This is a genomic window from Luteimonas sp. R10 (assembly GCF_045689605.1).
Lineage (GTDB): Bacteria > Pseudomonadota > Gammaproteobacteria > Xanthomonadales > Xanthomonadaceae > Luteimonas.
Window position 1 is genome coordinate 4,178,260 of sequence record NZ_CP141262.1, and the last position, 26,532, is coordinate 4,204,791.

26 protein-coding genes are annotated in these 26,532 nt (G+C 70.1%); 11 read left to right on the forward strand and 15 right to left on the reverse strand.

What is annotated here, in order from left to right:
- Position 1: 1 nt before the first annotated feature.
- The 7 genes from trpD to U3649_RS18280 all read right to left on the reverse strand — a co-directional run bounded on the left by trpD (position 2) and on the right by U3649_RS18280 (position 6,460).
- A complete protein-coding gene (gene trpD / locus U3649_RS18250) occupies positions 2-1,048 on the reverse strand; it encodes an anthranilate phosphoribosyltransferase (protein WP_407352706.1) in 1,047 nt (348 codons plus the stop codon).
- A gap of 176 nt (positions 1,049-1,224) precedes the next feature.
- Positions 1,225-1,803 (reverse strand): anthranilate synthase component II, encoded by a 579-nt coding sequence (locus U3649_RS18255; RefSeq protein WP_407352707.1) that lies wholly within the window; start codon positions 1,801-1,803, stop codon positions 1,225-1,227.
- A gap of 49 nt (positions 1,804-1,852) precedes the next feature.
- Positions 1,853-2,575: an SIMPL domain-containing protein gene (locus U3649_RS18260; protein WP_407352708.1), complete on the reverse strand. Its 723-nt coding sequence runs from the start codon at positions 2,573-2,575 to the stop codon at positions 1,853-1,855.
- Between the two features lie 8 nt (positions 2,576-2,583).
- Entirely contained in the window at positions 2,584-4,077 is a 1,494-nt protein-coding gene (trpE, locus tag U3649_RS18265) for an anthranilate synthase component I (RefSeq protein WP_407352709.1), read from the reverse strand.
- Positions 4,078-4,260: 183 nt separating this feature from the next.
- A complete protein-coding gene (gene yegS / locus U3649_RS18270) occupies positions 4,261-5,196 on the reverse strand; it encodes a lipid kinase YegS (RefSeq protein ID WP_407352710.1) in 936 nt (311 codons plus the stop codon).
- Positions 5,197-5,372: 176 nt separating this feature from the next.
- Complete coding sequence (gene rpe / locus U3649_RS18275) at positions 5,373-6,044, reverse strand: ribulose-phosphate 3-epimerase (RefSeq protein ID WP_407352711.1); 672 nt, start codon at positions 6,042-6,044, stop codon at positions 5,373-5,375.
- 77 nt (positions 6,045-6,121) lie between these two features.
- Positions 6,122-6,460 carry a DnaJ family molecular chaperone gene (locus U3649_RS18280; protein WP_407352712.1) on the reverse strand — a complete coding sequence of 113 codons (339 nt, stop codon included), beginning with the start codon at positions 6,458-6,460 and terminating at the stop codon, positions 6,122-6,124.
- A gap of 131 nt (positions 6,461-6,591) precedes the next feature.
- Here U3649_RS18280 and U3649_RS18285 point away from each other — a divergent pair, with 131 nt between their 5' ends.
- From U3649_RS18285 to U3649_RS18295, 3 genes are all read left to right on the forward strand, one after another.
- Positions 6,592-7,536: a phosphoribosylaminoimidazolesuccinocarboxamide synthase gene (locus tag U3649_RS18285; RefSeq protein WP_407352713.1), complete on the forward strand. Its 945-nt coding sequence runs from the start codon at positions 6,592-6,594 to the stop codon at positions 7,534-7,536.
- A gap of 142 nt (positions 7,537-7,678) precedes the next feature.
- Positions 7,679-8,167 carry a DUF962 domain-containing protein gene (locus tag U3649_RS18290; RefSeq protein WP_407352714.1) on the forward strand — a complete coding sequence of 163 codons (489 nt, stop codon included), beginning with the start codon at positions 7,679-7,681 and terminating at the stop codon, positions 8,165-8,167.
- A gap of 4 nt (positions 8,168-8,171) precedes the next feature.
- Positions 8,172-9,086, forward strand: a complete 915-nt coding sequence (locus U3649_RS18295; RefSeq protein ID WP_407352715.1) for a DMT family transporter — start codon at positions 8,172-8,174, stop codon at positions 9,084-9,086.
- 31 nt (positions 9,087-9,117) lie between these two features.
- Here U3649_RS18295 and U3649_RS18300 read toward each other — a convergent pair whose 3' ends face one another.
- Positions 9,118-9,996, reverse strand: a complete 879-nt coding sequence (locus U3649_RS18300) for an NAD-dependent epimerase/dehydratase family protein (RefSeq protein WP_407354656.1) — start codon at positions 9,994-9,996, stop codon at positions 9,118-9,120.
- 384 nt (positions 9,997-10,380) lie between these two features.
- Here U3649_RS18300 and U3649_RS18305 point away from each other — a divergent pair, with 384 nt between their 5' ends.
- From U3649_RS18305 to U3649_RS18330, 6 genes are read left to right on the forward strand one after another with little or no spacing between them, the layout of a single operon-like run.
- Complete coding sequence (locus U3649_RS18305) at positions 10,381-13,185, forward strand: monovalent cation/H+ antiporter subunit A (RefSeq protein WP_407352716.1); 2,805 nt, start codon at positions 10,381-10,383, stop codon at positions 13,183-13,185.
- Between the two features lie 28 nt (positions 13,186-13,213).
- Positions 13,214-13,573, forward strand: a complete 360-nt coding sequence (locus U3649_RS18310) for a Na+/H+ antiporter subunit C (RefSeq protein WP_407354657.1) — start codon at positions 13,214-13,216, stop codon at positions 13,571-13,573.
- Positions 13,570-15,099: a monovalent cation/H+ antiporter subunit D gene (locus U3649_RS18315; RefSeq protein ID WP_407352717.1), complete on the forward strand. Its 1,530-nt coding sequence runs from the start codon at positions 13,570-13,572 to the stop codon at positions 15,097-15,099. The genes U3649_RS18310 and U3649_RS18315 overlap by 4 nt, the downstream gene beginning before the upstream one ends.
- Positions 15,096-15,581, forward strand: a complete 486-nt coding sequence (locus U3649_RS18320; RefSeq protein WP_407352718.1) for a Na+/H+ antiporter subunit E — start codon at positions 15,096-15,098, stop codon at positions 15,579-15,581. Before U3649_RS18315 ends, U3649_RS18320 begins: the two co-directional genes overlap by 4 nt.
- A gap of 17 nt (positions 15,582-15,598) precedes the next feature.
- Entirely contained in the window at positions 15,599-15,847 is a 249-nt protein-coding gene (locus U3649_RS18325; protein WP_407354658.1) for a K+/H+ antiporter subunit F, read from the forward strand.
- Positions 15,844-16,185, forward strand: a complete 342-nt coding sequence (locus U3649_RS18330) for a Na+/H+ antiporter subunit G (RefSeq protein WP_407352719.1) — start codon at positions 15,844-15,846, stop codon at positions 16,183-16,185. Before U3649_RS18325 ends, U3649_RS18330 begins: the two co-directional genes overlap by 4 nt.
- 90 nt (positions 16,186-16,275) lie before the next feature.
- Here the strand turns inward: U3649_RS18330 and U3649_RS18335 are convergent, their stop codons facing one another.
- From U3649_RS18335 to hppD, 5 genes are all read right to left on the reverse strand, one after another.
- On the reverse strand, positions 16,276-17,226 hold the full coding sequence (locus tag U3649_RS18335; protein ID WP_407352720.1) for a sodium:calcium antiporter: 951 nt from the start codon (positions 17,224-17,226) through the stop codon (positions 16,276-16,278).
- A gap of 226 nt (positions 17,227-17,452) precedes the next feature.
- Positions 17,453-18,115: a hypothetical protein gene (locus U3649_RS18340; protein WP_407352721.1), complete on the reverse strand. Its 663-nt coding sequence runs from the start codon at positions 18,113-18,115 to the stop codon at positions 17,453-17,455.
- 237 nt (positions 18,116-18,352) lie between these two features.
- On the reverse strand, positions 18,353-19,660 hold the full coding sequence (gene hmgA / locus U3649_RS18345; protein WP_407352722.1) for a homogentisate 1,2-dioxygenase: 1,308 nt from the start codon (positions 19,658-19,660) through the stop codon (positions 18,353-18,355).
- A gap of 13 nt (positions 19,661-19,673) precedes the next feature.
- Positions 19,674-20,069: an endonuclease domain-containing protein gene (locus U3649_RS18350; protein ID WP_407352723.1), complete on the reverse strand. Its 396-nt coding sequence runs from the start codon at positions 20,067-20,069 to the stop codon at positions 19,674-19,676.
- A gap of 84 nt (positions 20,070-20,153) precedes the next feature.
- Entirely contained in the window at positions 20,154-21,266 is a 1,113-nt protein-coding gene (gene hppD / locus U3649_RS18355) for a 4-hydroxyphenylpyruvate dioxygenase (RefSeq protein ID WP_407352724.1), read from the reverse strand.
- A 103-nt stretch (positions 21,267-21,369) separates the two neighbouring features.
- Here hppD and U3649_RS18360 point away from each other — a divergent pair, with 103 nt between their 5' ends.
- The gene (locus U3649_RS18360) at positions 21,370-21,846 is read left to right on the forward strand and encodes a MarR family winged helix-turn-helix transcriptional regulator (RefSeq protein WP_407352725.1); all 477 of its coding nucleotides are present in this window, start codon (positions 21,370-21,372) and stop codon (positions 21,844-21,846) included.
- Positions 21,847-21,973: 127 nt separating this feature from the next.
- Positions 21,974-23,461 carry a peptide MFS transporter gene (locus U3649_RS18365; RefSeq protein WP_407352726.1) on the forward strand — a complete coding sequence of 496 codons (1,488 nt, stop codon included), beginning with the start codon at positions 21,974-21,976 and terminating at the stop codon, positions 23,459-23,461.
- Positions 23,462-23,840: 379 nt separating this feature from the next.
- Here U3649_RS18365 and U3649_RS18370 read toward each other — a convergent pair whose 3' ends face one another.
- On the reverse strand, positions 23,841-25,424 hold the full coding sequence (locus tag U3649_RS18370; RefSeq protein WP_407352727.1) for an AbgT family transporter: 1,584 nt from the start codon (positions 25,422-25,424) through the stop codon (positions 23,841-23,843).
- Positions 25,425-25,587: 163 nt separating this feature from the next.
- On the reverse strand, positions 25,588-26,460 hold the full coding sequence (locus tag U3649_RS18375; RefSeq protein WP_407352728.1) for a tryptophan 2,3-dioxygenase: 873 nt from the start codon (positions 26,458-26,460) through the stop codon (positions 25,588-25,590).
- Positions 26,461-26,532 lie beyond the last annotated feature (72 nt).

Sequence of the window (26,532 nt, forward strand, 5' to 3'; positions counted from 1 at the left end):
GCTACTCCGTCGCTTCCTGCCCGGAGAGGCGGCGGGTGGCGGCGACGAAGGCCTCCAGCTTCGCCCGCGCCGCGCCGGAGGCCATCGTCTCCCGCGCGCGCTCGATCCCCTCGGCGATGGACTCGGCGACGCCGGAAACGTACAGCGCGGCCCCGGCGTTGAACGCCACGATCTCGCGCGGCAGGCCGTCCTCTCCGCCCAGGGCGGCCAGCAGCATCGCCTTCGATCCGGCCGCGTCGTCCACGCGCAGGTTGCGGCTGGCGGCCATGGCGATGCCGAAGTCCTCCGGGTGCACCTCGTACTCACGCACCCGGCCGTCGCGCAGCTCGCCCACCAGGGTCGCCGCACCGAGCGAGAGCTCGTCCATGCCGTCGCGGCCCCAGACCACCAGCGCGCGCTCGGCGCCGAGCTCCTGCAGCACGCGCACCTGGATGCCGACCAGGTCGGGATGGAACACGCCCATCAGGATCGACGGCGCGCCGGCCGGGTTGGTCAGCGGGCCGAGGATGTTGAACAGCGTGCGCACGCCCATCTCGCGGCGCACCGGCGCCACCGCCTTCATCGCCGGGTGGTGCACCGGCGCGAACATGAAGCCGATGCCGGTGGCGTCGATGCAGCGCGCCACCTGCCCGGGCTGCAGGTCGATCGTCGCGCCCAGCGCCTCCAACACGTCGGCGCTGCCGGACTTCGACGACACGCTGCGGTTGCCGTGCTTGGCGACCTTGGCGCCGGCCGCGGCGGCCACGAACATGCTGGCGGTGGAGATGTTGAAGCTGTGGGCGCCGTCGCCGCCGGTGCCGACGATGTCGACCAGGTGGCGGCGGTCGGCCACTTCCACGGAACGGGCGAATTCGCGCATCACCGTCGCCGCGCCGGCGATCTCGCCGACGGTTTCCTTCTTCACCCGCAGCCCCGAGAGGATCGCCGCGGTCATCAGCGGCGAGACCTCGCCGCGCATGATCTGCCGCATCAGCCAGACCATCTCGTCATGGAAGATCTCGCGGTGCTCGATGGTGCGCTGCAGGGCTTCTTGCGGGGTGATGGACATGGGAAGGCCGGGAATCGGGAATCGGGAATCGGGAATCGGGAATCGGGAATCGGGAAGAGCATAGCCGCTTTGCTCGTCATCCCAGCGCAAGCTGGGATCCAATTTGATCTTGTCGTTGCCTCGCCAAAGCCAAGCCAAGCAAAATGCACTCGGCCTGCGCCGGGGCGACGGCGCAGCTACCGCTCGAGAAAGTTCTTCAGCAGCGCATGCCCGTGTTCGGTCAGGATCGACTCCGGATGGAACTGCACGCCTTCCACCGGATGCTCGCGATGTCGCAGCCCCATGATCTCCTCGAAGCCGCCCCCGTCCAGTTCGGTCCAGGCGGTGACCTCCAGGCAGTCCGGCAGGCCGTCGCGCTCGACCACCAGCGAGTGGTAGCGGGTGGCCTCATAGCCGTCGGGCAGCGCCGCGAACACGCCCTGCCCCCGATGCCGCACCGGCGAGGTCTTGCCGTGCATGATCCGCTTGGCGCGGACCACGCGACCACCGTAGGCCTGGCCGATGGCCTGGTGGCCGAGGCAGACGCCGAGGATCGGCGTGGTCGGCCCCAGCCGCTCGACCACCTGTAACGACACTCCGGCCTCGTTCGGCGTGCACGGCCCCGGCGAGATCACGATGCGCTCGGGCCGCAGCCGCGCGATCTCCTCGACGCTCAACGCGTCGTTGCGCTCCACCCGCACCTCGGCCCCCAGCGCCTGCAGGTACTGCACGAGGTTCCAGGTGAAGCTGTCGTAGTTGTCGATCATCAGCAGCATGCTGGAACCGCCCGGCCGGGGAAAACGAAATGCTTGCGCTCGTCCAGCATCAACGTGGACCGATCAGGAAAACGACATGGACGTCCTTGCGCACGTTGACGACGCCTTCGGCCAGTACCCGGGAGATGCGCGAGCCGGTCACCTGGATTCGATCCAGCGCGTAACCGCGACCGGCAATGGGCTGGTCGGAGATGCTGTGGACGCCCACGATCTTCTGCCCGTATCGACCGGCCAGCTCCTCCGCCGCCCGCTTGGAATCGGCGACGGCCTCGTCCAGGAGACCGCTCTTGATTTCCGCCTCACGCGACAACTTCGGCAGCACGCCACCGACCTCGATCGTCTCGCCCGCAGGCACGGTGTCGAGGAAGTCGTACAGCGATTTCAGGCTGGCGAAACGCCCGGTGATGTCGCGGCTGGCCCGGTTGCCGACGAAACGCCGACGCCCGGTCTCGTCGTCGTGCTCGAACTGGGCCTCGATGGCCATGTTGGTCGCCTGGATATCGGTCTCCGCCAGGCCTGCAGCGAGTAGCCCGTCAACCAGTTGCCTGGTCTGTTTCTCGACGGTGCGGCTGACCTCCGGGACCGAGTCGCCGGTTTTCGCCACCCTCAGCTGCACCTCGAAGAGGTCCGGCCGCACCTCGGCCTCGGCCTGCCCCCTTACCACCAGGTGTGGCGCCGGCGGCAACGCGTCCGCCGCCGCCTGGCCGCACAGCGCGGCGGCGAGGATGCCGATCCATCCCAGATTCCATTTCCTCATGTGCAACGCTCCCATCGATGAAGTCACAATCCCCTGGCCGCCTCGGCCACCGCGCGGAACAGCGCGCGGCCCTTGCTCATCGTCTCCTCCCATTCCTTCTCGGGATCGGAGTCGTGGACGATCCCGGCGCCGGCCTGCACGTGCAGGCGGCCGTCCTGGATGACGGCGGTGCGGATGGCGATGGCGGTATCGGCCTCGCCGTTCCATCCCAGGTAGCCGACCGCGCCCGAGTACACGTTGCGCTTGACCGGTTCCAGTTCGCGGATGATCTCCAGCGCGCGGATCTTGGGCGCGCCGCTGACGGTGCCGGCCGGAAAGGTCGCGCGCAGCACGTCGGCGTAGCCCAGGCCGGCCTTCAGCCGCCCGGTCACCTCGCTGACGATGTGCATGACGTGGCTGTAGCGCTCGATGCCGAAGCGCTCGCCGACCTGCACCGTGCCCGGCCGGGCGACGTGGCCGACGTCGTTGCGGCCGAGGTCGATCAGCATCAGGTGCTCGGCGCGCTCCTTGGGATCGGCCAGCAGCTCGGCTTCGAGCATGGCGTCCTCGTCCGCGTCCTTCCCGCGCGGCCGGGTGCCGGCGATCGGGCGCACGGTGACCAGGCCACCCTGCCCCGCGCCGGGATGCTCCAGGCGCACCAGGATCTCCGGCGAGGAACCGACCACCTGGGTGTCGCCGACGTCGAGGAAGTACATGTACGGCGACGGATTGAGCGCGCGCAGGGCCCGGTAGACGTCGACCGGGCGCGCGGCGAACGGCACCGACAGCCGTTGCGACAGCACCACCTGGAAGATGTCGCCGGCGCGGATGTACGCCTTCGATTTCTCGACCGCGGCGATGAAGCCGTCGCGGGTGAAGCCGGAGACGAAGTCCGCCTCGTCCAGCGCCGCCGGCTGCAGCGTCTCCGGATAGCCGGCGCCGGCGTGGCGCAGCCGGTGCGCAAGGGCGTCGAGGCGGCGGTTGGCGCGGGCCCAGGCCTGCGGCCGGCGCGGATCGGCGTGCACGATCAGGTACAGCCGGCCCTTGAGGTTGTCGAAGACCGCCACCTCCTCCGACTGCATCAGCAGGATGTCGGGGGTCCCGAGCTCGTCCGGCTTGTCGCCGCCGGCCAGGCGCGGCTCGATGTAGCCGATGCACTCGAAGCCGAACCAGCCGACCAGGCCGCCGGCGAAGCCCGGCAGGCCGTCCAGGACCGGCACCGAATGCTCGGTGCGCAGGCGCTCGACCTCGGCGAACGGGTCGTCGATCGCACGCGTCTCCACCACCTCGCCGTGCTCGCAGACCTCCAGCGCGTGGCCGCGGAACGCATACACGCGCGCGGCCGGCAGGCCGATGATGGAGTAGCGGCCGAAGCGCTCGCCGCCCTCGACCGATTCGAACAGGTAGGTGTGCGGGCCGTCGGCGAGCTTGAGGTAGACCGACAGCGGCGTGTCGAGGTCCGACAGCACCTCGCGCACCACCGGGATGCGGGTATGGCCGTCAGCGGCGTACTGCTGGAACTGCGATTGCGTGATCACGCGGCGTGTCCTCGGAAGGCGAAGGGGCGGGAGCGGCGGCGGGTCGCCACCATCGCCAGGCCCTGGCCTTGGGAGAACGTCGGGAGGGAGGGAGGTCCATGGCCGCTACTTTAGCCGGTCGCGCGCGCTTGCGCCGCCGGAAGCATCGGGCGACGGGCCGGACCGGCAGCCACGACGAGGCGATCAGCGCGTCGCGGACAGCAGCGCGCAATCCGGCGGCAGATGCATCCGCAGGCGTGCGTGCGCGCACTCGATGCGGAAGCGGCGCGCCTGGACCGGCTCGCCGTCGAGGTTGAGCACGAGCGGTTCCGGCGCGTCGATCTCCACCCAGGGCAGCCGCGCACGCACCGCCACCTGCTCGAGCGCGGCCTCGCGGCCCTCGCTGACCACGGTGCCGAGCGTGGCGGCCACCTCCCCCTCCAGTTCCGGCACGACGGTCAGGTCGAGCAGGCCGTCGTCGGCCAGCGCATCCGGGCACAGCGCCTGGCCGCCGCCCGCCTGGCGGCCGTTGCCGATGCCGAGCGCGATGAAACCACCCTGCCAGGAGAAGTCCGGCCCGGCGATGCGCGCCTGCAGCGGCTCGATCCGGCCGACCTTGGCGATGCCGGTGAGCAGATAGGCCAGGCCGCCGAGCATCTTCTTCAACCCCTCGTTGGTCTCGACGGTGATGCGCGTGCCGAAGCCGCCGCTGGCCAGGTTGGCGCACCAGTGCACCGCACCGTCGGCCTTCAACCTGAGCAGGTCGAATGGCCGGGATGGCTGGGTTCGCGCCAACTCGAGCGCGGACAGGGCTTCCTCCGGGATCGCGGCCGACGCGGCGAAATCGTTGGCCGTGCCCAGCGGGACCAGTGCCAGCGCCGGCAACGCCGCGGCGGCTTCGTCGCGCTGCGCGAGCGCGCCGGCGACATCGCTCAGGGTGCCGTCGCCGCCGCCGGCGATCACCGTGTCCACGCCATCGGCGACCGCCTCGGCGACGTAGCGCCCGGCGTCGCCGGGCTCCCAGGTCACGCGCACCTCCAGGACGATGCCGCGATCGCGCATCGCCCGCACGGCTTCGCGCAGCGGTTCGTCTTCGGCGGACTTGCCGTTGAGGATCAGTCGCCAGCGCCGGGGCGGCATGGATCGGGACCGGTTCGGGGGAGCCGCAGGCTAGCAGCGTCCGCGGGACGCGCCGTGAATGTCATGCGGACGTCATCATCGGCGTGGAGCATGGGAGTCCATCGCAGGGACGACGGACGGAGGCGGGATTGCCTCCAGCGGCAGCGCCGGGGGGCTTCCCGCCGGCGCTGTTTTTTTTAGCCGCCCGCGGCGATCGCCTGGCGCATGCGCGCGATGACGCCGGCGTAGTCCGCTTGCCCGAAGATGGCCGAGCCGGCGACGAAGGTGTCGGCGCCGGCGGCGGCGATCGCGCCGATGTTGTCCGGCTTCACCCCGCCGTCGATCTCCAGGCGGATGGCGCGGCCGCTGGCGTCGATGCGTTCGCGCACGGTGCGCAGCTTGTCCAGCGCCGACGGAATGAACGCCTGTCCGCCGAAGCCGGGATTGACCGACATCAGCAGCACCAGGTCCAGGTCCTCGAGCACGTAGTCGAGCACGTCCACCGGCGTCGCCGGGTTCAGCACCAGCCCGGCCTGGCAGCCTTCGCCCTTGATCAGCTGGATGGTGCGATGCACGTGGCGGCTGGCCTCGGGGTGGAAGCTGACCAGGCTGGCGCCGGCGCGGGCGAAATCCGGCACGATGCGGTCCACCGGCTCGACCATCAGGTGCACGTCGATCGGGGCACTGACGCCGTGCTTGCGCAGCGCCTCGCACACCAGCGGACCGATGGTGAGGTTGGGCACGTAGTGGTTGTCCATCACGTCGAAGTGCACCCAGTCGGCGCCGGCGGCGAGCACGGCGTCGACTTCCTCGCCTAGGCGGGCGAAGTCGGCGGAGAGGATGGAGGGGGCGATGACGGCTGGCTGCATGGGGGAAGCGCTCCGGAAGCGGATGGACGGCAAGGCGGGGAATGCGTGACGCGCCTACTCTCGTTGCATGTTCCTCTTCACTCGTTCCCCGCCTTCCGGCGCAGCGCCTTGATCCGGTCGTAGGCGCCGTTGATCTCCTGGGCTTTCTTTTCCGCCTGCGCGCGCAGCTCGGGCGCGGCGCCGGACAGCCGGTCCGGGTGGTACTGCGCCATCAGCCGCCGGTAGGCCTGGTCGATCTCGGCCTGGCTGGCGTCGTCGCCGACGCCGAGCACCCGGTAGGGCGCCGCGCGCCGCGGGAACAGCCAGTCGGCATCGAAGGCATGGCCGATCAGCAGGCCGATCAACCCCCCGGCCGGGTGGCGCATCAGCAGCCAGCCGGCGATGAAGCCGAGCAGTTTTCCGTACCAGCGTTTCATTGCCCTAGTGTAGTGTCAGCCACCCCCGCCGGCGAGGCGCGAAGGCGGGCGCGAGCGCCCGCGGCGCCGGAACATGCACCCCGGCGGCAACCGCACTACACTGCCCGGCCCGATTCCGTCTGGGTACCGCCTTGGCCACGACCCTGCTCGATGCCGACCTGCCCGGCCTGACCCTGCGCCACCGCGGCAAGGTGCGCGACGTCTTCGATCTCGGCGACGGGCCGGCGCCGGGCGGGCGCGGCCGCGCCGGTTCCGACGCCACCGGCGGCCACCTGCTCATCGTCGCCACCGATCGCATTTCGGCGTTCGACGTGGTGCTGCCGGACCCGATCCCGGGCAAGGGCGAGATGCTGTGCCGGATCAGCAATTTCTGGTTCGGCAAGACCGCGCACCTGATGCCCAACCACCTGACCGGCATCGACGTCGCCTCTGTGCTGCCGGCCGGCGTCGATCCGGCGCCGTACGTGCAGCGGTCGATGGTGACGAAGAAGCTGCGCCCGGTGCCGGTGGAGGCGATCGCCCGCGGTTACCTGATCGGCAGCGGCTGGAAGGACTACCGGCGCACCGGCTGCGTCAGCGGCATCCGCCTGCCCGACGGCCTGCGCCAGGCCGAGCAGCTGGTCGAGCCGATCTTCACCCCGTCGACCAAGGCGGCCGTCGGCGAGCACGACGAGAACATCGACTTCGACGCCGCCGTGCGCCGGATCGGCGCCGACCTGGCCGAGCAGATCCGCGACGCCACCCTGCGCCTGTACCGCTTCGCCGCCGGCTACGCCGCCGAGCGCGGCATCCTGCTGGCCGACACCAAGTTCGAGTTCGGCACCGACGCCGACGGCCGCCTGTACGTAATGGACGAGATGCTCACGCCCGACTCCTCGCGCTACTGGCCGGCGGACGAATACCAGGTCGGCAGCAGCCCGCCGAGCTACGACAAGCAGATCGTGCGCGACTGGCTGGAGACGCAGCAGTGGGACAAGACCGCGCCCGGTCCCCATCTGCCGCCGGAAGTGATCGAGCGCACCCGCGCCCGCTACGCCGAGGCGCTGCGGCGGCTGGCCGCCATCGAGCCCGACTGAGCCCCGGGCGCCGACGCCCCGGCGGCCGCCGCGCCGAGCCGAGGGGCGGCGGCTCGCGCGATCGCCTCGACGGGTCTGGACGCCTGCGATCGCGATATGCTCGGCGAACGGGATTGCCGCTGCCGACCGACCTGGAGGCCCCATGACCTCGACCGCAGAACACGCCGGACGCCCGATCGACCGCTGGTTCGCCAGCTACTCCGGCGACCACCGCAACGCCACCAACCAGGCGATCCACGTGTTCGCCGTGCCGGCGATCCTGTGGAGCGTGATCGCGCTGCTGTGGTGCATCCCGACCAGCGGCGCGTTCTTCCGCCCCGGCATCTGGGCCGGCGTGGCGATGTTCGCCTCGTGGCTGTTCTACTACCGCGCCTCGCGCCCGCTCGGCCTCGGCATGCTGGTCGCCTACCTGCTGCTGGGCGCGCTGACATGGTGGCTGCACCGGACGCTCGGCACGCGCGGATTGCTGGTGCTGGCGATCGCGGTGTTCGTGGTCGCCTGGGTCGCGCAGTTCATCGGCCACAAGATCGAAGGCAAGAAGCCGAGCTTCCTCACCGACCTGGTGTACCTGCTGATCGGTCCGGCCTGGGTGCTGTCCAAGCTCTACCGCAGGCTGGGCTGGCGCTGGTGAAGGCGTGAGCGGCGGCGCGCGCGGACTCGGCGGGCGCGACCTCGCACTGGTCCTGCTGATCTGCCTGTTCTGGGCGGTGAACTTCCTGGTCTCCGCCTACGCGCTGCGGGAGATTCCGCCGTTCCTGTTCACCGGCGTGCGCATGGCGTTCCTGGCCGCATTGCTGGTGTGGTTCGTCAAACCGCCGCCGCGCGCGCAGTGGCCGCTGCTGGCGGCGGTGGCGCTGGTCAACGGCGTGCTGCACTTCGGCACCAGCTTCCTGGCGCTGCGCATGGCCGGCAACCTGTCGTCCCCGGCGATCGTGATGCAGAGCTACGTGCCGATGGCGGCGCTGCTGGCGTGGTGGCTGCTCGGCGAACGCTTCGCCTGGCGCACCGGCTTCGCGATCGCGCTCAGTTTCGCCGGGGTGCTGGTGCTGGGATTCGACCCGATGGTGCTGGCGGCGCCGGCGGCGCTCGCGGTGATGCTGGTGTCGTCGCTGCTGCTGGCGCTGGGGACGGTGCTCATGCGCAGGTTGCGCGGCATCGACATGATCAGCCAGCAGGGCTGGACCGCGATCATCGGCCTGCTGCCGCTGCTGGCGATCAGCGCAGTGTTCGAGCCCGGCAGCTTCGCCCAGCTGCGCGCGACGAGCTGGATCGGCTGGGGCGGCGCGCTGTATTCGGCGGTGTTCGCATCGCTGCTCGGCCACGGCGTGTTCTACCTGCTGGTGCAGCGCCACCCGGTCGCGCAGGTCACGCCTTACCTGCTGATCACGCCGGTGATCGCGGTGGCGTTGGGAATCGCGTTCTGGGGCGACCGGCCCGGGCCGGCGCTGTGGATCGGCGGCGCCATGGTGCTCGGCGGCGTGCTGGTGATCGCGCTGCGCACGCTGCGCAAGGCGCGCACGCCGGTGAACGACGCCAGCCCGGCCGCCTGACAGCCCCCCGTAGAGCGGAGCTTGCTCCGCTCTACGGGGCGGAGGACGCGAACATGTCGGCGCGCGGCGCGAACGCGCGCGGGGCATAGCCGAGGTCGCGGCGCGCGGGCCCGGCATCGAACACCAGGTCCTCGCGCATGCGTGCGACGGCGCCGGCGGGCAGGCCGCGCAGGCGGCCGCTGGCGTGCGCGGTCCGCAGCGCCAGCCGGAACAACGGCGACGGCAGTTCGATCAAACGCGGCCTCGACGGCAGCGCCGCGAGCGTGCGCACCACCATCTCCCGGTACGGGAGCGTTTCGCCGCCCGGCAGCGCATAGCCGCGGCCGAAGCTCGCCGTGCATTCGATCGCCGCGAGCGCGGCCGCCGCAAGATCGTCGACGTGCACCGGCTGGCGCAGGCCGCGGGTACCGCGGGGCAGCACGAAGAATCCGGTTCGCGCGGCGAGTGCGGCGATGCGGGACAGGCTGTGGTCGCGGCCGGCGCCATAGATCAGCGTCGGCCGCAGCAGCGTGGCCGCCGCGCCGCGTTCGGCGGCTGCCCCGAAGACCCGTGCTTCCGCCGCGCGCAGGCGCTGCGCCAGCGCCCGCTCGTCGGGATCGGCGGCGGCGTGCTTGCTCTGCATGCTGGTCGAGCCGAACGCGACCACGCGCGGGCACGCGATGTCCGCCTGCACGTACCAGAACGAGAACAGGTCGAGCGGGCCGCAGCTGAAAATCGCATCGCAGGCGCGTGGTAGTTCGGGCAAGGCCGCGAACTCCCCGCGCAGCCAGTGCAGGCCGTCGTCCCCTGTCGGCGGCGGTGTACGCGAGAGTGCGGCAACGGCCCAGCCCGCCGCGCGCAGCCGCGCGATCAGCGCCGCGCCGACCTGGCCGCTGCCGCCGAACACCAGGGCATGCCGCACCGCGCTCATGGCGCGGAACGCGACGGGCGCGGGCACAAGGCATGCCGGGATGTGGCGGGCCGGATCGACATGACACAAGCATAGGCGATGCGGCGCGCCGGAAAGCTGGCCGGACAGCGCGTCAGCCTGGCCCGCCATCCCAGCGCGAGCCGGGATCCATTGCTGTCGCCTTTGCTCAAGGGCAACCGCAAGATCAAAAAGTGATCCCAGCTCGCGCGCCGGGATGACGGCGAAGAACAGCTGCTGCTCTTCCGGCTCCCCAAGCTCGATTCCCGATCCCCAGTTTCCAACCCGATCCCCGGCGCGCGCCGGACCGGCGGTGCGAAGCCGCCTGCTAGAATCGTCCTCCCTGCGCGTCCCCACGGCGCAGCCGACGCCCCAGAAAGGAGACCGATGCTCGAACTCTTGCTGGCCCTGCCGTTCGCGCTGGCACTGGTGGTCGCGGTCCTGCGCGACGTGCCGCGCGCGGTGACCGCATGGCTGGCTGCGTCGGCGCCGCTGCTCGGGCTGGCGGTCCTGGCGTGGCTGACGCCGGCGGTGATGGCCGGCGAGATCCCGCAGGCCAGCCACGCCTGGATCCCGCAGGCCGGCCTGCTGTTCGACCTGCGCCTGGACGGGCTCGCATGGATGTTCGCCGGGCTGATCCTCGGCATCGGCGCGCTGATCGTGATGTACGCGCGCTACTACCTCAGCAGCAGCGACTGCGCGCCGCGCTTCTTCGCCTACCTGCTGCTGTTCATGGGCGCGATGCTGGGCATGGTGCTGGCCGGCAACCTGTTGTTGCTGGTGGTGTTCTGGGAGCTGACCTCGATCAGTTCGTTCCTGCTGATCGGCTACTGGACCCAGCGCAAGGACGCCCGCGAGGGCGCGCGCATGGCGCTGGCGATCACCGGCGGCGGCGGCCTGGCGCTGCTCGGCGGCGTGCTGCTGCTGGGGCAGATGGTGGGCAGCTTCCAGCTCGACGTGGTGCTGGCCTCGGGCGATGCGATCCGCGCCCATCCGCTGTACGCGCCGATGCTCGGCCTGGTGCTGCTGGGCATCTTCAGCAAGAGCGCGCAGTTCCCGCTGCATTTCTGGCTGCCGCAGGCGATGGCGGCGCCGACGCCGGTCTCGGCCTACCTGCACTCGGCGACGATGGTCAAGGCCGGCGTGTTCCTGCTGGCGCGGCTGCATCCTGCGCTGGCCGGCACCGACCTGTTCTTCTACACCGTCAGCGGCATCGGCGCGGCGACCTTGCTGGTCGGCGCCTGGAACGCGATCTTCCAGCACGACCTCAAGGGCTTGCTGGCGTACTCGACCATCTCGCACCTGGGCCTGATCACCCTGCTGTTCGGGCTGTCGACGCCGATGGCGGTGGTCGCCGGCGTGTTCCACATCCTCAACCACGCGGTGTTCAAGGCGTCGCTGTTCATGGCCGCCGGCATCATCGACCACGAGGCCGGCACCCGCGACATGCGCCGCCTCGGCGGGCTGCGCAGGCTGCTGCCGTTCACCAGTGCGCTGGCGATCATCGCCTCGCTGGCGATGGCCGGCATCCCCCTGCTCAACGGCTTCCTGTCGAAGGAAATGTTCTTCGCCGAGGCGCTGGAGATCAGCGGCCACGACGCGATGCGCCTCGGACTGTCGCTCGTGGCGTTCCTGGCCGGCGTGTTCGGCGTCGCTTACAGCCTGCGCTTCGTGCACGACACGTTCTTCGGCGACGGCCCGCGCGCGGTCGACCGCGAGGTCCACGAGCCGCCGCGCTGGATGAAGATCCCGGTGGAGGTCCTGGTGGTGATCTGCCTGGCGGTGGGTATCGTGCCGGCGTGGACGGTCGCGCCGGTGCTGGCGACCGCGGCGCGTGGCGTGCTCGGCGATGCGCTGCCCGCGTACAGCCTGTCGATCTGGCACGGATTCAACCTGCCGCTGATGATGAGCATCGGCAGCATGGTGTTCGGCGTGGCGCTGTACTTCGGCCTGCGCCGGCTGTTCGACCTCCACGCGACCATGCGGCGCTCGCTCGGGCAGCGCCTGTTCCGGATCAACGTCAAGGCGCTGCTGATGCTGGCCTGGCGCTTCACCTCCGCCATCGCCAACGGCAGCCTGCAGCGCTACCTCCTGCTGATGGTGCTGGCGACGCTGGTGCTGGCGGCCGCGCCGTTCGCGACCGCGCTGCTGACCGGGGCGCCGGGCGCACCGTTGCAGGGCAGCGCCGGCGGCCAGCCGATGCCGGCGCTGGGCTGGCTGTTGTGGCTGGTGATGGCGGTGGCGGCGATCGCCACCGTGGCGCTGCACCGGCAGCGGCTGCTGGCGCTGATCGTGATCGGTGCGGTCGGGCTGGCGGTGAGCCTGGTGTTCGTGTTCCTGTCGGCGCCGGACCTGGCATTGACGCAGCTGCTGGTGGAACTGGTGACGATCGCGTTGATGCTGCTGGCGCTGAACTACCTGCCCAAGGCATCGCCGCGCGGGCGCTCGGGGCTGCGGCGCTGGCGCGACATCGCGATCGCGGCGGCGGCGGGGCTCGGCGTCACCGCGCTGGTGTACGCGGTGATCACCCGCCCCACGCAGACCATCGCCGGCGAGCTGCTGGCGCGCTCGCTGCCCGAGGCCTGGGGCAGCAACGTGGTCAACGTGATCCTGGTGGACTTCCGCGGCTTCGATACGCTGGGCGAGATCACGGTGTTCGGCATCGCCGGCCTGGTGGTGCATGCGCTGCTGCGGCGCACGCGGCTGACGGTGGACGAGGTCATCCCCGGCGATCCGGTCGCGCTGCCGATGCCGGCGCAGCTCAGCCACTTGCTGTTCCCGTTGGCGCTGGCGGTGTCGGTGTACCTGTTCCTGCGCGGCCACAACCAGCCCGGCGGCGGGTTCATCGCCGGCCTGGTGCTGGCGATCCCGCTGCTGCTGCAGTACGTGATCCAGGGTTCGGCGTACGTGCAGCAACGGCTGGGGTTCGACTACGCGCGCTGCATCGGCGTCGGTCTGCTGGCGGCCGTGGGCACCGGCGTCGCGTCGATGCTGTTCGACGCGCCGTTCCTCACCAGCGGCCATGCCGACCCGCACCTGCCGCTGATCGGCGAGGTGCCGCTGGCCAGCGCGCTCGGTTTCGACATCGGCGTCTACCTGGTGGTCTTCGGCGGCGCCATGCTGATCCTGTCGATGATGGGCACGGCGAAATCCAAGCACGCACCGCCGGCAAGGACGAGCGCCGCGCCATGACATGCACAGCGGAGTTTCGGACGCCATGATGGAGTTCGCATTGGCCAGCGGCATCGGCGTACTGACCGCGTGCGGCGTCTACCTGCTGCTGCGCGCGCGCAGCTTCGACGTCATCCTCGGCCTGACCCTGCTGTCCTACGCCACCAACCTGCTGATCTTCGTCTCCGGGCGCCCGGTGATCGGCAAGCCACCGGTGCTGCGCGAGGGCGTGGCGGGGACGCTGGCCAACTACAGCGACCCGCTGCCGCAGGCACTGGTGCTGACCGCGATCGTGATCGCCTTCGCGATGACCGCGGTCGTGATCGTCGTGGCCATGCGCAGCCGCACCGACAACCGCAGCGACCACGTCGACGGCCACGAGCCGGAAGCGGGGGAGGCGGAGCGATGAACCACCTGCCGGTCCTCCCGGTGCTGCTGCCGCTGCTGGCCGCCGCGCTGGCGCTGCTGGTCCCGCGCCGGAGCATCGCCGCGCAGCGGCTGGTGGCGTGGCTGTCGACGGGGGCGCTGCTGGCGGTCGCGATCCTGCTGGCGCGGCAGGCCGGCCAGGGCGAGGTGCTGGTCTACCTGCTCGGCGACTGGCCGGCGCGGCTGGGAATCGCGCTGACGGTGGACCGGCTCGGCGCGCTGATGCTGCTGACCACCGCCCTGCTCGCGATCCCCTGCCTGCTGTACGCCGGCGCCGGCTGGGACCGTCGCGCGCTGCATTTCCACGCGCTGTTCCAGCTGCAGCTGGCCGGGCTCAACGGCGCCTTCCTGACCGGCGACCTGTTCAACCTGTTCGTGTTCTTCGAGGTGCTGCTGATCGCCTCCTACGGACTGATGCTCAGCGGCGGCCGCGGGCCGCGGATGAGCGCCGGGCTGCACTACGTCGCGTTCAACATCACCGCCTCGACCCTGTTCCTGGTCGCGCTCGGCCTGCTCTACGGCCTGACCGGGACGCTCAACATGGCGGAAATGGCGCTGCGCGTGGCCGAGGCCGATCCCGGCGACGCCGCGCTGATCCAGGCGGCGTCCGGCATCCTGCTGGTGGTGTTCTGCGCCAAGGCCGCGCTGCTGCCGCTGTACCTGTGGCTGCCGGAGACCTACGCGCGCGCGCCGGCCGCGGTCGCCGCGCTGTTCACGGTGATGACCAAGGTCGGCGCATACGCGGTGCTGCGCGTGTACGCGCTGGTGTTCGGCAGCGAGGCGGGGGCGCTGGCCGGATGGGCCTGGGACTGGCTGCTGCCGGCCGGCATCGCCACCCTGGTGCTGGCGTCGCTGGGCGCGCTGGCCTCGCCGACGCTGCGTGCGCAGGCCGCCTGGCTGGTGATCGCCTCGGCGGCGACGCTGTTCATCGCCTTCTCCCTGGGCACGCCGGAGACGGTGTCGGCCGGGCTGTACTACCTGGTGCAGAGCACGTTCGCGGTCGCGGCGCTGTTCCTGATCGCCGACATGATCCGCCGCCAGCGCGGCAAGGCCGGCGATCGCCTCGACCTCGCCGCGCCGCTCGGGCACAAGACCGCGCTCGGCCTGCTGTTCCTGGTCGCGGCGGTGTCGGTCAGCGGGCTGCCGCCGCTGCCGGGCTTCATCGGCAAGTTCATGCTGCTGGCGGCGGTGCCGGAGACCGGGATGGCGTGGGTGTGGAGCACCGTGCTGGTCACCAGCCTGCTGGCGATCCTGGCGCTGGCGCGGTCGGGCAGCCAGTTGGTCTGGCGCGCCGGATCGTTCGCCGATGCGGCGGCCGCGCCGCAGCCGCCGCGGGCGCCGCAGCGGATCGCCGTGACGCTGTTGCTCGGCTATGGCGTCGCGCTGATGCTCGCCTCCGGCCCGGCGCTGCGCTACACCCAGGCCGCCGCCGAACAGGTGCTGGCGCCCGCCGACTACATGCAGCAGGTGCGCGGCACCGCTCCGCAAAGGAGGGCGCCGTCGCCATGAGACGCTTCCTGCCGTCGCTGCCGCTGAGCATCGCGGTCCTGGTGCTGTGGCTGCTGCTGGTGTCCGATTTCGGCCCCGGGCAGCTGGTCCTCGGCCTGGTGCTCGCGGTCGCGTTGCCGCTGTTCGCCGACATGCTCAAGCCCGAGCGCGCGCACATCGGCCGGGTGCTGGTGGCGCTGCGGCTGTGCGGCATCGTGTTCGTCGACATCGTGCGCTCCAACATCGAGGTCGCGCGGCTGATCCTCGGCCCCGAAAGCGCGATCACGCCCGGCTTCGTGCAGGTGCCGCTGGATCTCGGCAACATCCACGGCACCACCGTGCTCGCCAGCATCATCACCCTGACGCCGGGCACGGTGTCGGCGGAACTGAGCGACGACCGCCGCCATCTGCTGGTGCACTGCTTCAACCTCAAGGACGCCGACGATGTGATCGACACCATCAAGACGCGCTACGAGGCCGCACTGAAGGAGATCTTCCCGTGATCGAGACCGCCGTCGCCATGGCGCTGTACGCCGTCGGCCTGGCGATGCTGATGAGCCTGTGGCGCCTGCTGCGCGGGCCCAGCGTGCCGGACCGGATCCTGGCGCTGGACACCCTGTACGTGAACACGATCGCCCTGCTGATCCTGTTCGGCATGCACCTGGATTCTTCGATCTACTTCGAGGCCGCGCTGATCATCGCCATGCTCGGCTTCGTCAGCACGGTGATGCTGAGCAAGTACGTGTTGCGCCGGGACATCGTCGAATGAGCGCCGCGTTCGAAATCCTGCTGGTGCTGCTGCTGGCGGTGGGCACGTTCTTCGTGCTGGTCGGCTCGATCGGCCTGCTCAAGCTGTCGGAGTTCTTCAAGCGCCTGCACGGCCCGACCAAGGCCACCACGCTGGGCGTGGGCTGCATCCTGGTCGCGTCGATCGGCCACCACGCGACGATCGGCGACGGTCTCGGCCTGCGCGAGCTGCTGATCACCGGCTTCCTGTTCATCACCGCGCCGATCAGCGCCCACCTGATGGCCAAGGCGGCGCTGTCGCTGGCGGAGAAGGATCCGCGGCCGCCGACCGCCGACCGCGACGACCCACCCCCTCCGTAGAGCGGAGCTTGCTCCGCTGCTTCCGGCTCCGGAGCCCGCGCAGCGGAGCAAGCTCCGCTCTACGGGGTGGGGGTCTCGGGGCGTGTCGTCTCAGATCAGCAGCAGTTCGAACGCCACCCATGCCGCGAACGCGGCGACGAGGATCCCGCCTTCGAGCCGGCTGATCCGCAGGTCGCCGCGCAGCATCGGGTACAGGGCCAGCACGAACGCGATCGCCACCGGCAGTTCCAGCCGCACGAAGGAAGCGGGCAGCGGCTGCGGCCGCAGCGCGGCCATGCCGCCGACCACCACCAGCAGGTTGAACAGGCTGGAGCCGAGCACGTGCCCGGCGACCATGTCGCCGCGCCCGCGCCGCGCGGCCATGACGGCCGCGGCCGCTTCCGGCAGCGCGGTGCCGATCGCCACCGGCAGCAGCCCGACCAGCAGCGGCGACAAGCCCCAGGCCGCACCCAGCCCGAGGCCGCCCTGCACGACGTACCCGGCGCCGAAATACAGCAGCGCCGCGGCCACCGCGATCCGGACCAGGTTGAGACCGAGCAGCGGACGCGCTGCCACGTAGCCGGCGATCTCGTCGCGCACCCCCGCGTCCTCGCGCCGCGCACGCGCCAGCAGGAAGCCGAGCATCGCGGCGAAACCCAGCAGCAGCCCCGCGCCTTCGACGCGGCCGATGCGGCCGTCGAGGCCGAACGCGATCGTCGCCAGCGTCGCCGCCGCCAGCAGCACCAGCATCGGTGCCAGCAGCCGCATCCGCAGCGCCAGCGGTGCGGCCAGCGCCGCCAGCCCCAGGGTCAGGCCGAAGTTGGCGATGTTGCTGCCCACCACGTTGCCCAGCGCCAGCTGCGATTCGCCGATCGCGAACGCCCGCGCGTTGACCGCAAGCTCCGGCAGCGAGGTGGCGAAGGCCAGCAGCAGCAGGCCGGCGACGAACGGCGACACGCCCAGGCGCCGGGCCAGGCCCGACGTGCCCTTGACGATCGAATCGCCACCGAGCGCGAGCAGCGCCAGGCCCAGCACGAACCAGCCGATCGACTCGATCACCATCGCCGAACTCCTTTAGCTGAAAGGCAGGAACGAGGAACGATCGAAGGCGGTTGCTCCGCTCCCTTTTTCACTCCTCGTTTCCCGTTTCTGGTCCTCGAGAACGGGCCTCGGCATAGTCCACCTCGTCGCGAGCCCGCCACGATTCCAGGGCTGAAGCGGAGACGAGAGGAAGGAACGAGTGCGAACCACGGCTCTTCTCTCGTTTCCCACTCCTCGTGTCTCGCTCTTAAGAGCACCCTTCGACGTAGTCCACCTGCGGCGGCACGCCGACGCGCCACTCGGTGACGCGGCCGTGCTCGTCGGTGGCGAACAGCAGCACGCCCTCGCCGCCCGCCTCGTCGGGAATGCGCAGATACCACGCACCCTCGACGTACTTGTGCGGCCGCCGTTCGACCCGGCCGGGATACAGGGCCTCGATCTCGTCGGCGCTCATGCCCACACGGCCGCCGCCCGGCGCGACGATGTCGCCGGCGCGCACGTCGATGCGGGAGAAGCGGTCGCCCTCGATCATGAAGGCGAGGCGGTAGCCGTCGGACGGCTGCGGCTGCGGCATCAGGTAGTAGCAACCGCCCGGCTCCGACGGCTGGGCGTCGCCCAGGTCCTTGCCCCAGGCCATGCGCACCTGCTCCTGGTCGGCGCCGAACGCGGCCGGGCCGAAGCCCCCGAAGGTGATCGCGCCTTCGGCCGGCATCGATCCGGTCGCTGCAGCGGCATCGGCCGCGGTCGCCGGCGGTACGTCCTCCTCCGGCTGGTCGAGCGGCGGCGGCGCGGCGGGGTCTTCCATGGCATCGCCGGCGGCAGCGGGGTCCGCGGCCGCGTCTTGCGGACGCTCCTGGCAGGCGGACAGCGCGAGCGCGAACGCGGCGGCGAACAGGATCGACGGCTTCATCGGCATGGCTCCTGAGGGGTCATGGCGGCAAGCGTACGCGATCGTAGGCCGCTCGGCTGCATCGGCTGTCGGCCACCCGCACAAGGACGCTTTGCCGCGGACCGACGCGGAGTGCAGAGACGATCTGGCGCCTTTCGTCTCTTGATCCTTATCCGTCGATCCGAGGCAATCGCTTTTGTGAAGCACGCCATCCACGTCGCCCGTGGCGACCCGCCTGGCTGCAACGAAGCGGCCTACCTAGCGCCGCCGGAAATGCCTCTTCAGCCCGGCCCAGCAGTCCTGGTAGTCGCGCTGCCGGTGGCCGGCGTCGATCGCCTGCTGCGTCGGCCGGATCACCGCGCGGGTCTCGAACATGAAGGCCATGGTGTCGGCGATCACGTCCGGCTTCGACAGGTCGGCGTTCGACGCCTTCTCGAAGGTCGCCGCGTCCGGCCCGTGCCCGCTCATGCAGTTGTGCAGCGAGCAGCCGCCCGGGGCGAAGCCTTCCGCCTTGGCGTCGTAGGCGCCGTGCACCAGCCCCATGAACTCGCTGGCGACGTTGCGATGGAACCATGGCGGCCGGAAGGTGTGCTGCGCCACCAGCCAGCGCGGCGGGAAGATCGCGAAATCCATATTGGCCGTGCCCGGCGTGTCGCTGGGCGCGGTGAGCACGGTGAAAATGCTCGGGTCGGGATGGTCGAAGCTGATCGAGCCGATCGCGTTGAAGCGGCGCAGGTCGTACTTGTAGGGCGCGTAGTTGCCGTGCCAGCCGACCACGTCCAGCGGCGAATGGTCGATGTCGGCGCGCCACAAATGGCCCTGGAACTTGGCGATCAGTTCGAAATCGCCCTGGGCATCCTCGTAGGCGGCGCAAGGCGCGAGGAAATCGCGCGGATTGGCCAGGCCGTTGGCGCCGATCGGGCCCAGGTCCGGCAATCGCAGCTGCGCGCCGAAGTTCTCGCACACGTAGCCGCGCGACAGCCCGTCCGGCAGTTCGACCCGGAAGCGGATGCCGCGCGGGACCACCGCGATCTCCTGCGGCTCGACCTCGAGCAGGCCGAGTTCGGTGGCGATGTGCAGCCGCCCTTGCTGCGGCACGATCAGCAGCTCGCCGTCGGCGCTGTAGAAGAAGCGCCCGGCCATCGAGGCATTGGCCGCATAGACGTGGATGCCGACGCCCTGCTGCGCGCCGGCGTAGCCGTTGCCGCCCATGGTGAACAGCCCGTCGATGAAATCGACCGGCGCCTCCGGAACCGGCAACGGGCTCCAGCGCATCTGGTCCGGGGAGACCGGCCCGTGGACGAAATCGTCGTGCAGGCGCGGCTGCGCGAACGGCGTGAAGCCGCCGTGCGTCAGCGCCGGCCGGATCCGGTAGAGCCAGCTGCGGCGGTTCTGGCCGCGCGGCGCGGTGAACGCGGTGCCGCTCAGCTGCTCGGCGTAGAGCCCGTGCGCGACCTTCTGCGGCGAGTTCTGCCCGACCGGCAGGGTCCCGGGCTCGGCCTCGGTGGCGAACTCGTTGCCGAAGCCGGACATGTAGTTCGCGGGATTGGAAGTCGAAGAGGACATGGCAGCCTGGTCTTTAAAGCCCCTCTCCCTTTGGGAGAGGGGTTGGGGTGAGGGTACGGCGCCCGACACTGTTCCAGATCGCTTCGAGCGCCGCATCGGAATTGCTCAGCACATCGTTGTCCCAGAACCGGAGCAGTCGCCAGCCTTGCGCTTCGAGATGGCGCGTTCTGGCAGCATCGACGTCCACGGTGTGCTGTGAGCCATCCAGTTCGACAATCAGCTTTTCCTCGATGCAGCAGAAGTCGGCGATGTAGGGTGGGATGGGATGCTGGCGGCGGAACTTCAGGCCGTCCAGTTGACCCGCTCGCAGATGCCTCCAAAGTTTTCGTTCGGCGTCCGTCGTTTCGCGGCGCAGGCGGCGTGCGCTGTCGAGGGTTCTGGTCGGTAGCGGTGGTTTGACTGTCGTCACTTCGCCGTACCCTCACCCCAACCCCTCTCCCGGAGGGAGAGGGGCTCAGAAGCTCGGAGCCAGCCTCTCCAGGGGAAGAAGACTCTAAAGCACGCCGCGCTTGATCTGGTCGCGTTCGATGCTCTCGAACAGGGCCTGGAAATTGCCCTCGCCGAAGCCCTCGTTGCCCTTGCGCTGGATGATCTCGAAGAAGATCGGGCCGATCGCGTTCTGGGTGAAGATCTGCAGCAGCTTGCGCTGCTTGGTCTCGGGATCGGCATCGATCAGGATCTTGTTCCTCGCCAGCCGCGGCACGTCCTCGCCGTGATCCGGGATGCGCTGGTCGATCACCTCGAAGTAGGTGTCGGGCGTATCCAGGAACTCGACGCCGGCCGCGCGCATCCGCTCCACCGTGGCGTAGATGTCGTCGGTGAAGCAGGCGATGTGCTGGATGCCCTCGCCCTTGTACGCGTCGAGGTATTCGTTGATCTGCGACTTCGGATCGCTGGACTCGTTGAGCGGGATGCGCACCACGCCGTCCGGCGCGGTCATCGCCTTCGAGACCAGCCCGGTCTTGGCGCCCTTGATGTCGAAGTAGCGGATCTCGCGGAAGTTGAACAGCCGCTCGTAGTAGTCCGACCACTTCTGCATGTTGCCCTGGTACAGGTTGTGGGTCAGGTGGTCGATGAAGGTCAGGCCGAACCCGGCCGGGTCCTGGTCCGCGCCCTCGACCGGGGCGAAATCGTCGTAGACCGAGCCCTTGTCGCCGTAGCGGTCGACCAGGTACAGCATGCAGTCGCCGATGCCCTTGACCACCGGCACGTCGACGGCCTTGGTGGACTCCTTGCCGTCCACGGCCTCGCCGCCGTTTCCGAGCACCTTCTCGAACACCTCCGCCGCGGGCTTGCCGAAGCGGATCGCGAAGCCGCAGGCGCTGGGGCCGTGCGCGGCGGCGAAATCGGCGGCGAACGAGTCCGGGTCCTCGTTGACCAGGAAGTTCACCCCGCCCTGGCGGTAGACGGTGATCGCCCGCGACTTGTGCTTCAGCACCGCGGTGAAGCCCATCTTCCGGAAGTAGTCGTGCAGCATCGTCCCCTGTCCCGCGGGGGCGGCGAACTCGACGAACTCGAAGCCGTCGATGCCCATCGGATTCTCGAAGGTGGTCACCTGCATGCCGAGGTTGGGGCCCTGGGGATGCGCGTGGGGTTGGGCGCTCATGGTCGACTCCTGCTGTGCGGGCGCGGCGCGCTACAGTGCGCCTTGCGATTGATGAACCCACTTTATAGTTTCAACTGCAACCATTTGCAAGGTGCAACGCAGCATGGCCCACGACCCCGCGCCTCCCCAGGACCGCACCGCCGCGCATGAAGTGCTGGAACTCGAGCGCTTCCTGCCCTACCGGCTGAGCGTGCTCTCCAACCACGTCAGCCAGACCATCGCCAACGCCTACGCCGAACGCTTCGGCATCGGCATCACCGAGTGGCGGGTGATCGCGGTGCTGGGCCGCTATCCGGAGCTGTCGGCCAACGGCGTCGCCGACCGCACGGCGATGGACAAGGTGGCGGTGAGCCGGGCGGTGGCGCGGCTGCTCAAGCGCGGCCTGGTCGAGCGCGAGATGCACGGCAGCGATCGCCGCCGCTCGGTGCTGCAGCTGAGCGAGGCCGGCTACCGCGTCTACGACGAGGTGGTGCCGCTGGCGCTGGGCTACGAGCGCGACCTGCTGGCGCAGCTGGACGAGGGCGAACGGATCATGCTCGACCGGCTGCTGACCAAGCTGGACCTGGCGTCGCGCCCGTAGCGACCACCCGCCCCGCCGCGGCCGCGGCAACCGGCGCCGTTCCCGTCCACGGATCCCGCCCCGCTATTGACGTGGAACAATCGCGGAGGCCATGGTGCCCGGGTTTGTCCATCCGGAAGTCCATCCCATGAACCAGCCCGCTGCCACCCAGGCGAAGCACCCGCCCGGCCTCTACACCCTGTTCTTCCTGGAGATGTGGGAACGCTTCTCCTACTACGGGATGCGGGCGATCCTGTTCCTGTTCATGGTCGCCGCGGTCGAGGCCGGCGGGCTCGGGTTCTCCGAACAGCACGCCGGCGCGGTCTACGGCCTCTACACCGCGGGCGTGTACCTGCTGTCGGTGCCGGGCGGCTGGGTCGCCGACCGGCTGATCGGCCAGCAGAAGGCGGTCTGGTACGGCGGCATCATCATCGCGCTGGGCCACTTCAGCCTCGCGGTGCCGAACCTGCCGTTCTTCTACCTGGGCCTGTTCCTGATCGTGATCGGCACCGGCCTGCTCAAGCCCAACGCCTCGAGCATCGTCGGCGAGCTGTATCCGGAAGGCGGGGCGCGCCGCGACGCCGGCTTCTCGCTGTTCTACATGGGCATCAACCTGGGCGCGTTCCTCGGCCCGTTCGTCGTGGGCGCGCTGGGCGAGGGCTGGAACTGGCACTACGGCTTCGCCGCCGCCGGCGTCGGCATGGTGGCCGGCGTGATCCAGTACCGCCTCCAGCAGAGCAAGCTCGGCGACGCCGGCGCCCGACCGATCCGGGACTTCGACGACCCGGCCGACGCGCCGCGGCTGCGCAACGAGTGGCGCGGATTCTGGATCGCGGTCGCGGCGATGGCGGCGATGGCGATCGCGGTCTTCACCGGCGTGGTGGCGATCGATCCGCTGCTGGTCGCGCGCAGCGCCGCCGCCGTGATCATCGGCATCGCGGTGGTGTACTTCGCCTACATCCTGCTGTTCGGCCGCGTCGACGCGCAGGACAAGCGCAGGGTCTGGCTGCTGGCGATCCTGTTCATCTTCTCGGCGATGTTCTGGTCCGGGTTCGAGCAGGCCGGCTCCTCGCTCAACATCTTCGCCCAGCGTTATACCGACCGCATGATCTTCGGCTGGGAAATGCCGGCGTCGTTCCTGCAGTCGGTCAACCCGATCTTCATCATCCTGCTGGCGCCGGTGTTCGCCGCGATCTGGATCCGGCTCGGCGCGCGCAACCTCAATCCGTCGGTCCCGTTCAAGTTCGCGCTCGGCCTGATCTCGCTCGGGCTCGGCTTCGCGGTGATGGCCTTCGCCGCCACCCTCGCCGCCAGCGGCGAGCAGGTGCTGCCGCTGTGGCTGGTGCTGACCTACCTGCTGCACACCACCGGCGAGCTGTGCCTGAGCCCGGTCGGGCTGTCCGCGGTCACCAAGCTGGCGCCGCGCAAGTTCCTCGGCCAGATGATGGGCCTGTGGTTCATCTCGATCTCGCTGGGCAACCTGTTCGCGGGGCTGATCGCCGGGCAGTTCGATCGCGAGTCGCTGCCGCAGATGCCGTCCATGTTCCTGTCGATCTTCCTGTGGACCGCGGGCCCCGGCGTGCTCCTGCTGCTGCTCTCGCGCTGGCTCAAGGGCCTGGCCGGCGGACGCACGTGACCGCGAGCCGCGGCGTCGCCGCGTGACCCCGATGCGGTAGTCCGCGTCGCGGCAGTTCCGGCGCCCGCCGTGACCGCGGGTGCCCACGCGCCCGCCCGCCCGGGCGGACGCAGGTCGTCCGCTCATCGACCCGCCGAGGTGGAGTGCCGCGCCACTGCCCGACCACTCCGCGTGTGGCGCTCCCACGGGCCCGACGACGGCGGACACCCATGCCGCCGCCGCCCGCCCGCAGCCAGTGGGCGGGCCGCACCCCGCCGCGATGACGAATGTCCTGGCCCGATACCGTTTCCACCGCCAGGCGCAGGGGACGCCCGCCGACCTTGCGGGTCGGCGGGCGCGGAAACGGAATGCCGGTACCCGGACCCCGGGCAACGACGGATCAGCCGGCCCCGTATCCGTAGCTCGCGCCGACGCCCAGCGGGATGCCCAGCGCCCAGAAGCCGATCAGGAACGCGGTCCACACCACCAGCAGGGTGATCGAGAACGGCAGCATCAGCGCCAGCAGGGTGCCGATGCCGCTGGACTTCACGTAGCGCTGGCAGAACACCACCACCAGCGGGAAGTACGGCAGCAGCGGGGTGATGATGTTGGTGCTGGAGTCGCCGACGCGGTAGGCGGCCTGGGTCAGGTCCGGCGAGACCCCCAGCTGCATCAGCATCGGCACCATGATCGCGCCGATCAGCGCCCACTTGGCCGAGGCCGAACCGACCATCAGATTGACGAAGCCGGACAACAGCACGATGCCGACCAGGGTCACGCCCATCGGGAAGTTCATCGCCTGCAGCCAGGCCGCGCCCTTGATCGCCATCAACGCGCCCAGGTTGCTCTGCCCGAAGGCGTAGATGAACTGCGCGGCGAAGAACGCCATGACGATGTAGTACGCCATGCTGCCCATCGCCTTGCTCATGCCCTGGATGACGTCGCGGTGGCCCTTGACCGTGCCGGCGACGTAACCGTAGATGACGCCCGGGATCAGGAAGAAGATGAAGATCAGCGGCACGATCGACTGCATCACCGGCGCCGCGGCGACCAGCAGCGGGTGCCCGCCCGGCGGCACCGCCTCGGCTGGCGCGCGCCACGCCGAGGTCTCCGGCATCATCGACAGCGCGAACACCGCCACCGCCGCCAGCATCCCGAGCACCGCCAGCAGCAGGCCCTTGCGCTCGCGCGGCTCGAGCGCCTCCATGGTCTGGAACTCGCTGACCTCGCCGTCGACCTCGGTGCCGCGCAGGCGCGGCTCGATCACCTTGTCGGTCAGGAACCAGCCGATCCCGACCACGAGGAAGGTCGACGCCGTGGTGAAGAAATAGTTGTTCAGCGGATTGACGACCACCGCCGGATCGATGATCCGCGCCGCCTCCTGGCTCAGGCCGGCCAGCAGCGGGTCCAGGCTCGATGGGACGAACAGCGTCGCGGAGAAGCCGCCCGACACGCCCGCGAACGCCGCCGCGATGCCCGCCAGCGGGTGGCGCCCGGCGGCGTAGAAGATCACCGCACCGAGCGGAATCACCAGCACGTAGCCGGCGTCGACCGCGACGTGGCTGAGCACGCCGACCGCGATCAGCACCGGAGTCAGCAGCATCTTCGGCGTGAACGACAGGATCGCGCGCAGCGCCGCGCTGATGAAGCCGGTGTGCTCGGCCACGCCCAGGCCCAGCATCGCCACCAGCACCACGCCCAGCGGCGCGAAGTTGACGAAGGTGCGCACCATCTGCGCCATGAACTCGGTGAAGGCGGCGCCGCCGAGCATGTTGCGGATCTGGATCGGATCGCCGCTGCGCGGATCGACCTCGGCGAAGCTCACGTTGGCCAGCAGCGCCGAGACCACCCACACCACCACCATCAGGATCAGGAACAGCATCGCCGGATCCGGCAGCTTGTTGCCGACGCGCTCCACCGCATCGAGGAATCGGGTGACCATGTTGCGTGACGCTGCCCCGGTCTCCGGGTTGGGCTGGCTCATGCGCAGGCTCCTGTCTGTAGGATGAACCGCCGCATCCTAGCAGCCCGGAACCCCGCCATGGCCGCTTCGCGCCCCGTAGAGCGGAGCTTGCTCCGCTGCTCCCCCGGCTCCGGAGCCCGCGCAGCCGAGCAAGCTCGGCTCTACGACGGCTGCGGTGCCCGCGTCAGGCGCCGTCTTCCCGCGGCGCTCCGATGTGGGTGCGCACCTCGAACAGTTCCGGAAAGAAGGTCAGCTCCAGCGCCTGCTTGAGGAAACCCACGCCGCTGGAGCCGCCGGTGCCGCGCTTGAAGCCGATGATCCGCATCACCGTGCGCATGTGGCGGAAGCGCCACAGCTGGAACTGGGTCTCCACGTCCACCAGGTCCTCGCTCAGGGCGTATTCGCGCCAGTAGCGGTCGGTGTCCTCGTAGATGGCGCCGAGCACCGGCAGCAGGTCCCGGTCCAGCGCGTGCGGCTGGCGCCAGTCGCGCTGCAGGTGCCGTTGCGGCACGGCATGCCCCCAGCGTGCGAGGTAGCACAGGAACTCGTCGTAGAGGCTCGGCGCCTCCAGCGTCTCGCGCAGCGCCGCCTGCCCCTCGGGATCATGGGCGAACACCCGCAGCATGGCCGCGTTCTTGTTGCCCAACAGGAACTCCATGCTGCGGTACTGCAGCGACTGGAATCCCGACGACGGCCCCAGGATCTCCCGGAACTCCAGGTACTCGGCCGGGGTGAGCGTTTCCAGTACCGACCACTGCTCCGTCAGCTGCCGCAGCACCTGCTTGCAGCGCGCCAGCACCTTGCGGCAGCGCCAGACCTCGTCGCGCCGGAGGTGGGCGATCGCCGCCGAGAGCTCATGGATCATCAGCTTGATCCACAGCTCCGAGACCTGGTGCTGGACGATGAACAGCATCTCGTCGTGGTGCGGCGGCTCCGACAGCGGCTGCTGCGCCGACAGCAGCCGGTCCAGGCGCAGATAGCCGGCGTAGGTCAGTTGCCCGTTCAGGTCGGTGTGGATGCCCGCCTCGAGCGGTCGTTCGTTGCGCTGGTCGGTCATCCGCGCAGATTAACCCAATCGCCGCGGCGGCCCCGCCGGCGGCGTCATGCAACCGACATCGGTTCCGGGCAC

Bases quoted from the DNA above. Each gene is read 5' to 3' on its own strand.
- U3649_RS18300 (WP_407354656.1), bottom strand. From the start codon at position 9,996: ATGAGCGCGGTGCGGCATGCCCTGGTGTTCGGCGGCAGCGGCCAGGTC.
- U3649_RS18340 (WP_407352721.1), bottom strand. From the start codon at position 18,115: ATGAAGCCGTCGATCCTGTTCGCCGCCGCGTTCGCGCTCGCGCTGTCC.
- U3649_RS18320 (WP_407352718.1), top strand. From the start codon at position 15,096: ATGAGACGCTTCCTGCCGTCGCTGCCGCTGAGCATCGCGGTCCTGGTG.
- U3649_RS18260 (WP_407352708.1), bottom strand. From the start codon at position 2,575: ATGGGAGCGTTGCACATGAGGAAATGGAATCTGGGATGGATCGGCATC.
- U3649_RS18370 (WP_407352727.1), bottom strand. From the start codon at position 25,424: ATGAGCCAGCCCAACCCGGAGACCGGGGCAGCGTCACGCAACATGGTC.
- U3649_RS18335 (WP_407352720.1), bottom strand. From the start codon at position 17,226: ATGGTGATCGAGTCGATCGGCTGGTTCGTGCTGGGCCTGGCGCTGCTC.
- U3649_RS18310 (WP_407354657.1), top strand. From the start codon at position 13,214: ATGGAGTTCGCATTGGCCAGCGGCATCGGCGTACTGACCGCGTGCGGC.
- U3649_RS18315 (WP_407352717.1), top strand. From the start codon at position 13,570: ATGAACCACCTGCCGGTCCTCCCGGTGCTGCTGCCGCTGCTGGCCGCC.
- U3649_RS18365 (WP_407352726.1), top strand. From the start codon at position 21,974: ATGAACCAGCCCGCTGCCACCCAGGCGAAGCACCCGCCCGGCCTCTAC.
- U3649_RS18360 (WP_407352725.1), top strand. From the start codon at position 21,370: ATGGCCCACGACCCCGCGCCTCCCCAGGACCGCACCGCCGCGCATGAA.
- U3649_RS18375 (WP_407352728.1), bottom strand. From the start codon at position 26,460: ATGACCGACCAGCGCAACGAACGACCGCTCGAGGCGGGCATCCACACC.
- hmgA (WP_407352722.1), bottom strand. From the start codon at position 19,660: ATGTCCTCTTCGACTTCCAATCCCGCGAACTACATGTCCGGCTTCGGC.
- trpD (WP_407352706.1), bottom strand. From the start codon at position 1,048: ATGTCCATCACCCCGCAAGAAGCCCTGCAGCGCACCATCGAGCACCGC.
- U3649_RS18305 (WP_407352716.1), top strand. From the start codon at position 10,381: ATGCTCGAACTCTTGCTGGCCCTGCCGTTCGCGCTGGCACTGGTGGTC.
- hppD (WP_407352724.1), bottom strand. From the start codon at position 21,266: ATGAGCGCCCAACCCCACGCGCATCCCCAGGGCCCCAACCTCGGCATG.
- U3649_RS18330 (WP_407352719.1), top strand. From the start codon at position 15,844: ATGAGCGCCGCGTTCGAAATCCTGCTGGTGCTGCTGCTGGCGGTGGGC.
- U3649_RS18280 (WP_407352712.1), bottom strand. From the start codon at position 6,460: ATGAAACGCTGGTACGGAAAACTGCTCGGCTTCATCGCCGGCTGGCTG.
- U3649_RS18325 (WP_407354658.1), top strand. From the start codon at position 15,599: ATGGCGCTGTACGCCGTCGGCCTGGCGATGCTGATGAGCCTGTGGCGC.
- U3649_RS18290 (WP_407352714.1), top strand. From the start codon at position 7,679: ATGACCTCGACCGCAGAACACGCCGGACGCCCGATCGACCGCTGGTTC.
- yegS (WP_407352710.1), bottom strand. From the start codon at position 5,196: ATGCCGCCCCGGCGCTGGCGACTGATCCTCAACGGCAAGTCCGCCGAA.
- U3649_RS18255 (WP_407352707.1), bottom strand. From the start codon at position 1,803: ATGCTGCTGATGATCGACAACTACGACAGCTTCACCTGGAACCTCGTG.
- rpe (WP_407352711.1), bottom strand. From the start codon at position 6,044: ATGCAGCCAGCCGTCATCGCCCCCTCCATCCTCTCCGCCGACTTCGCC.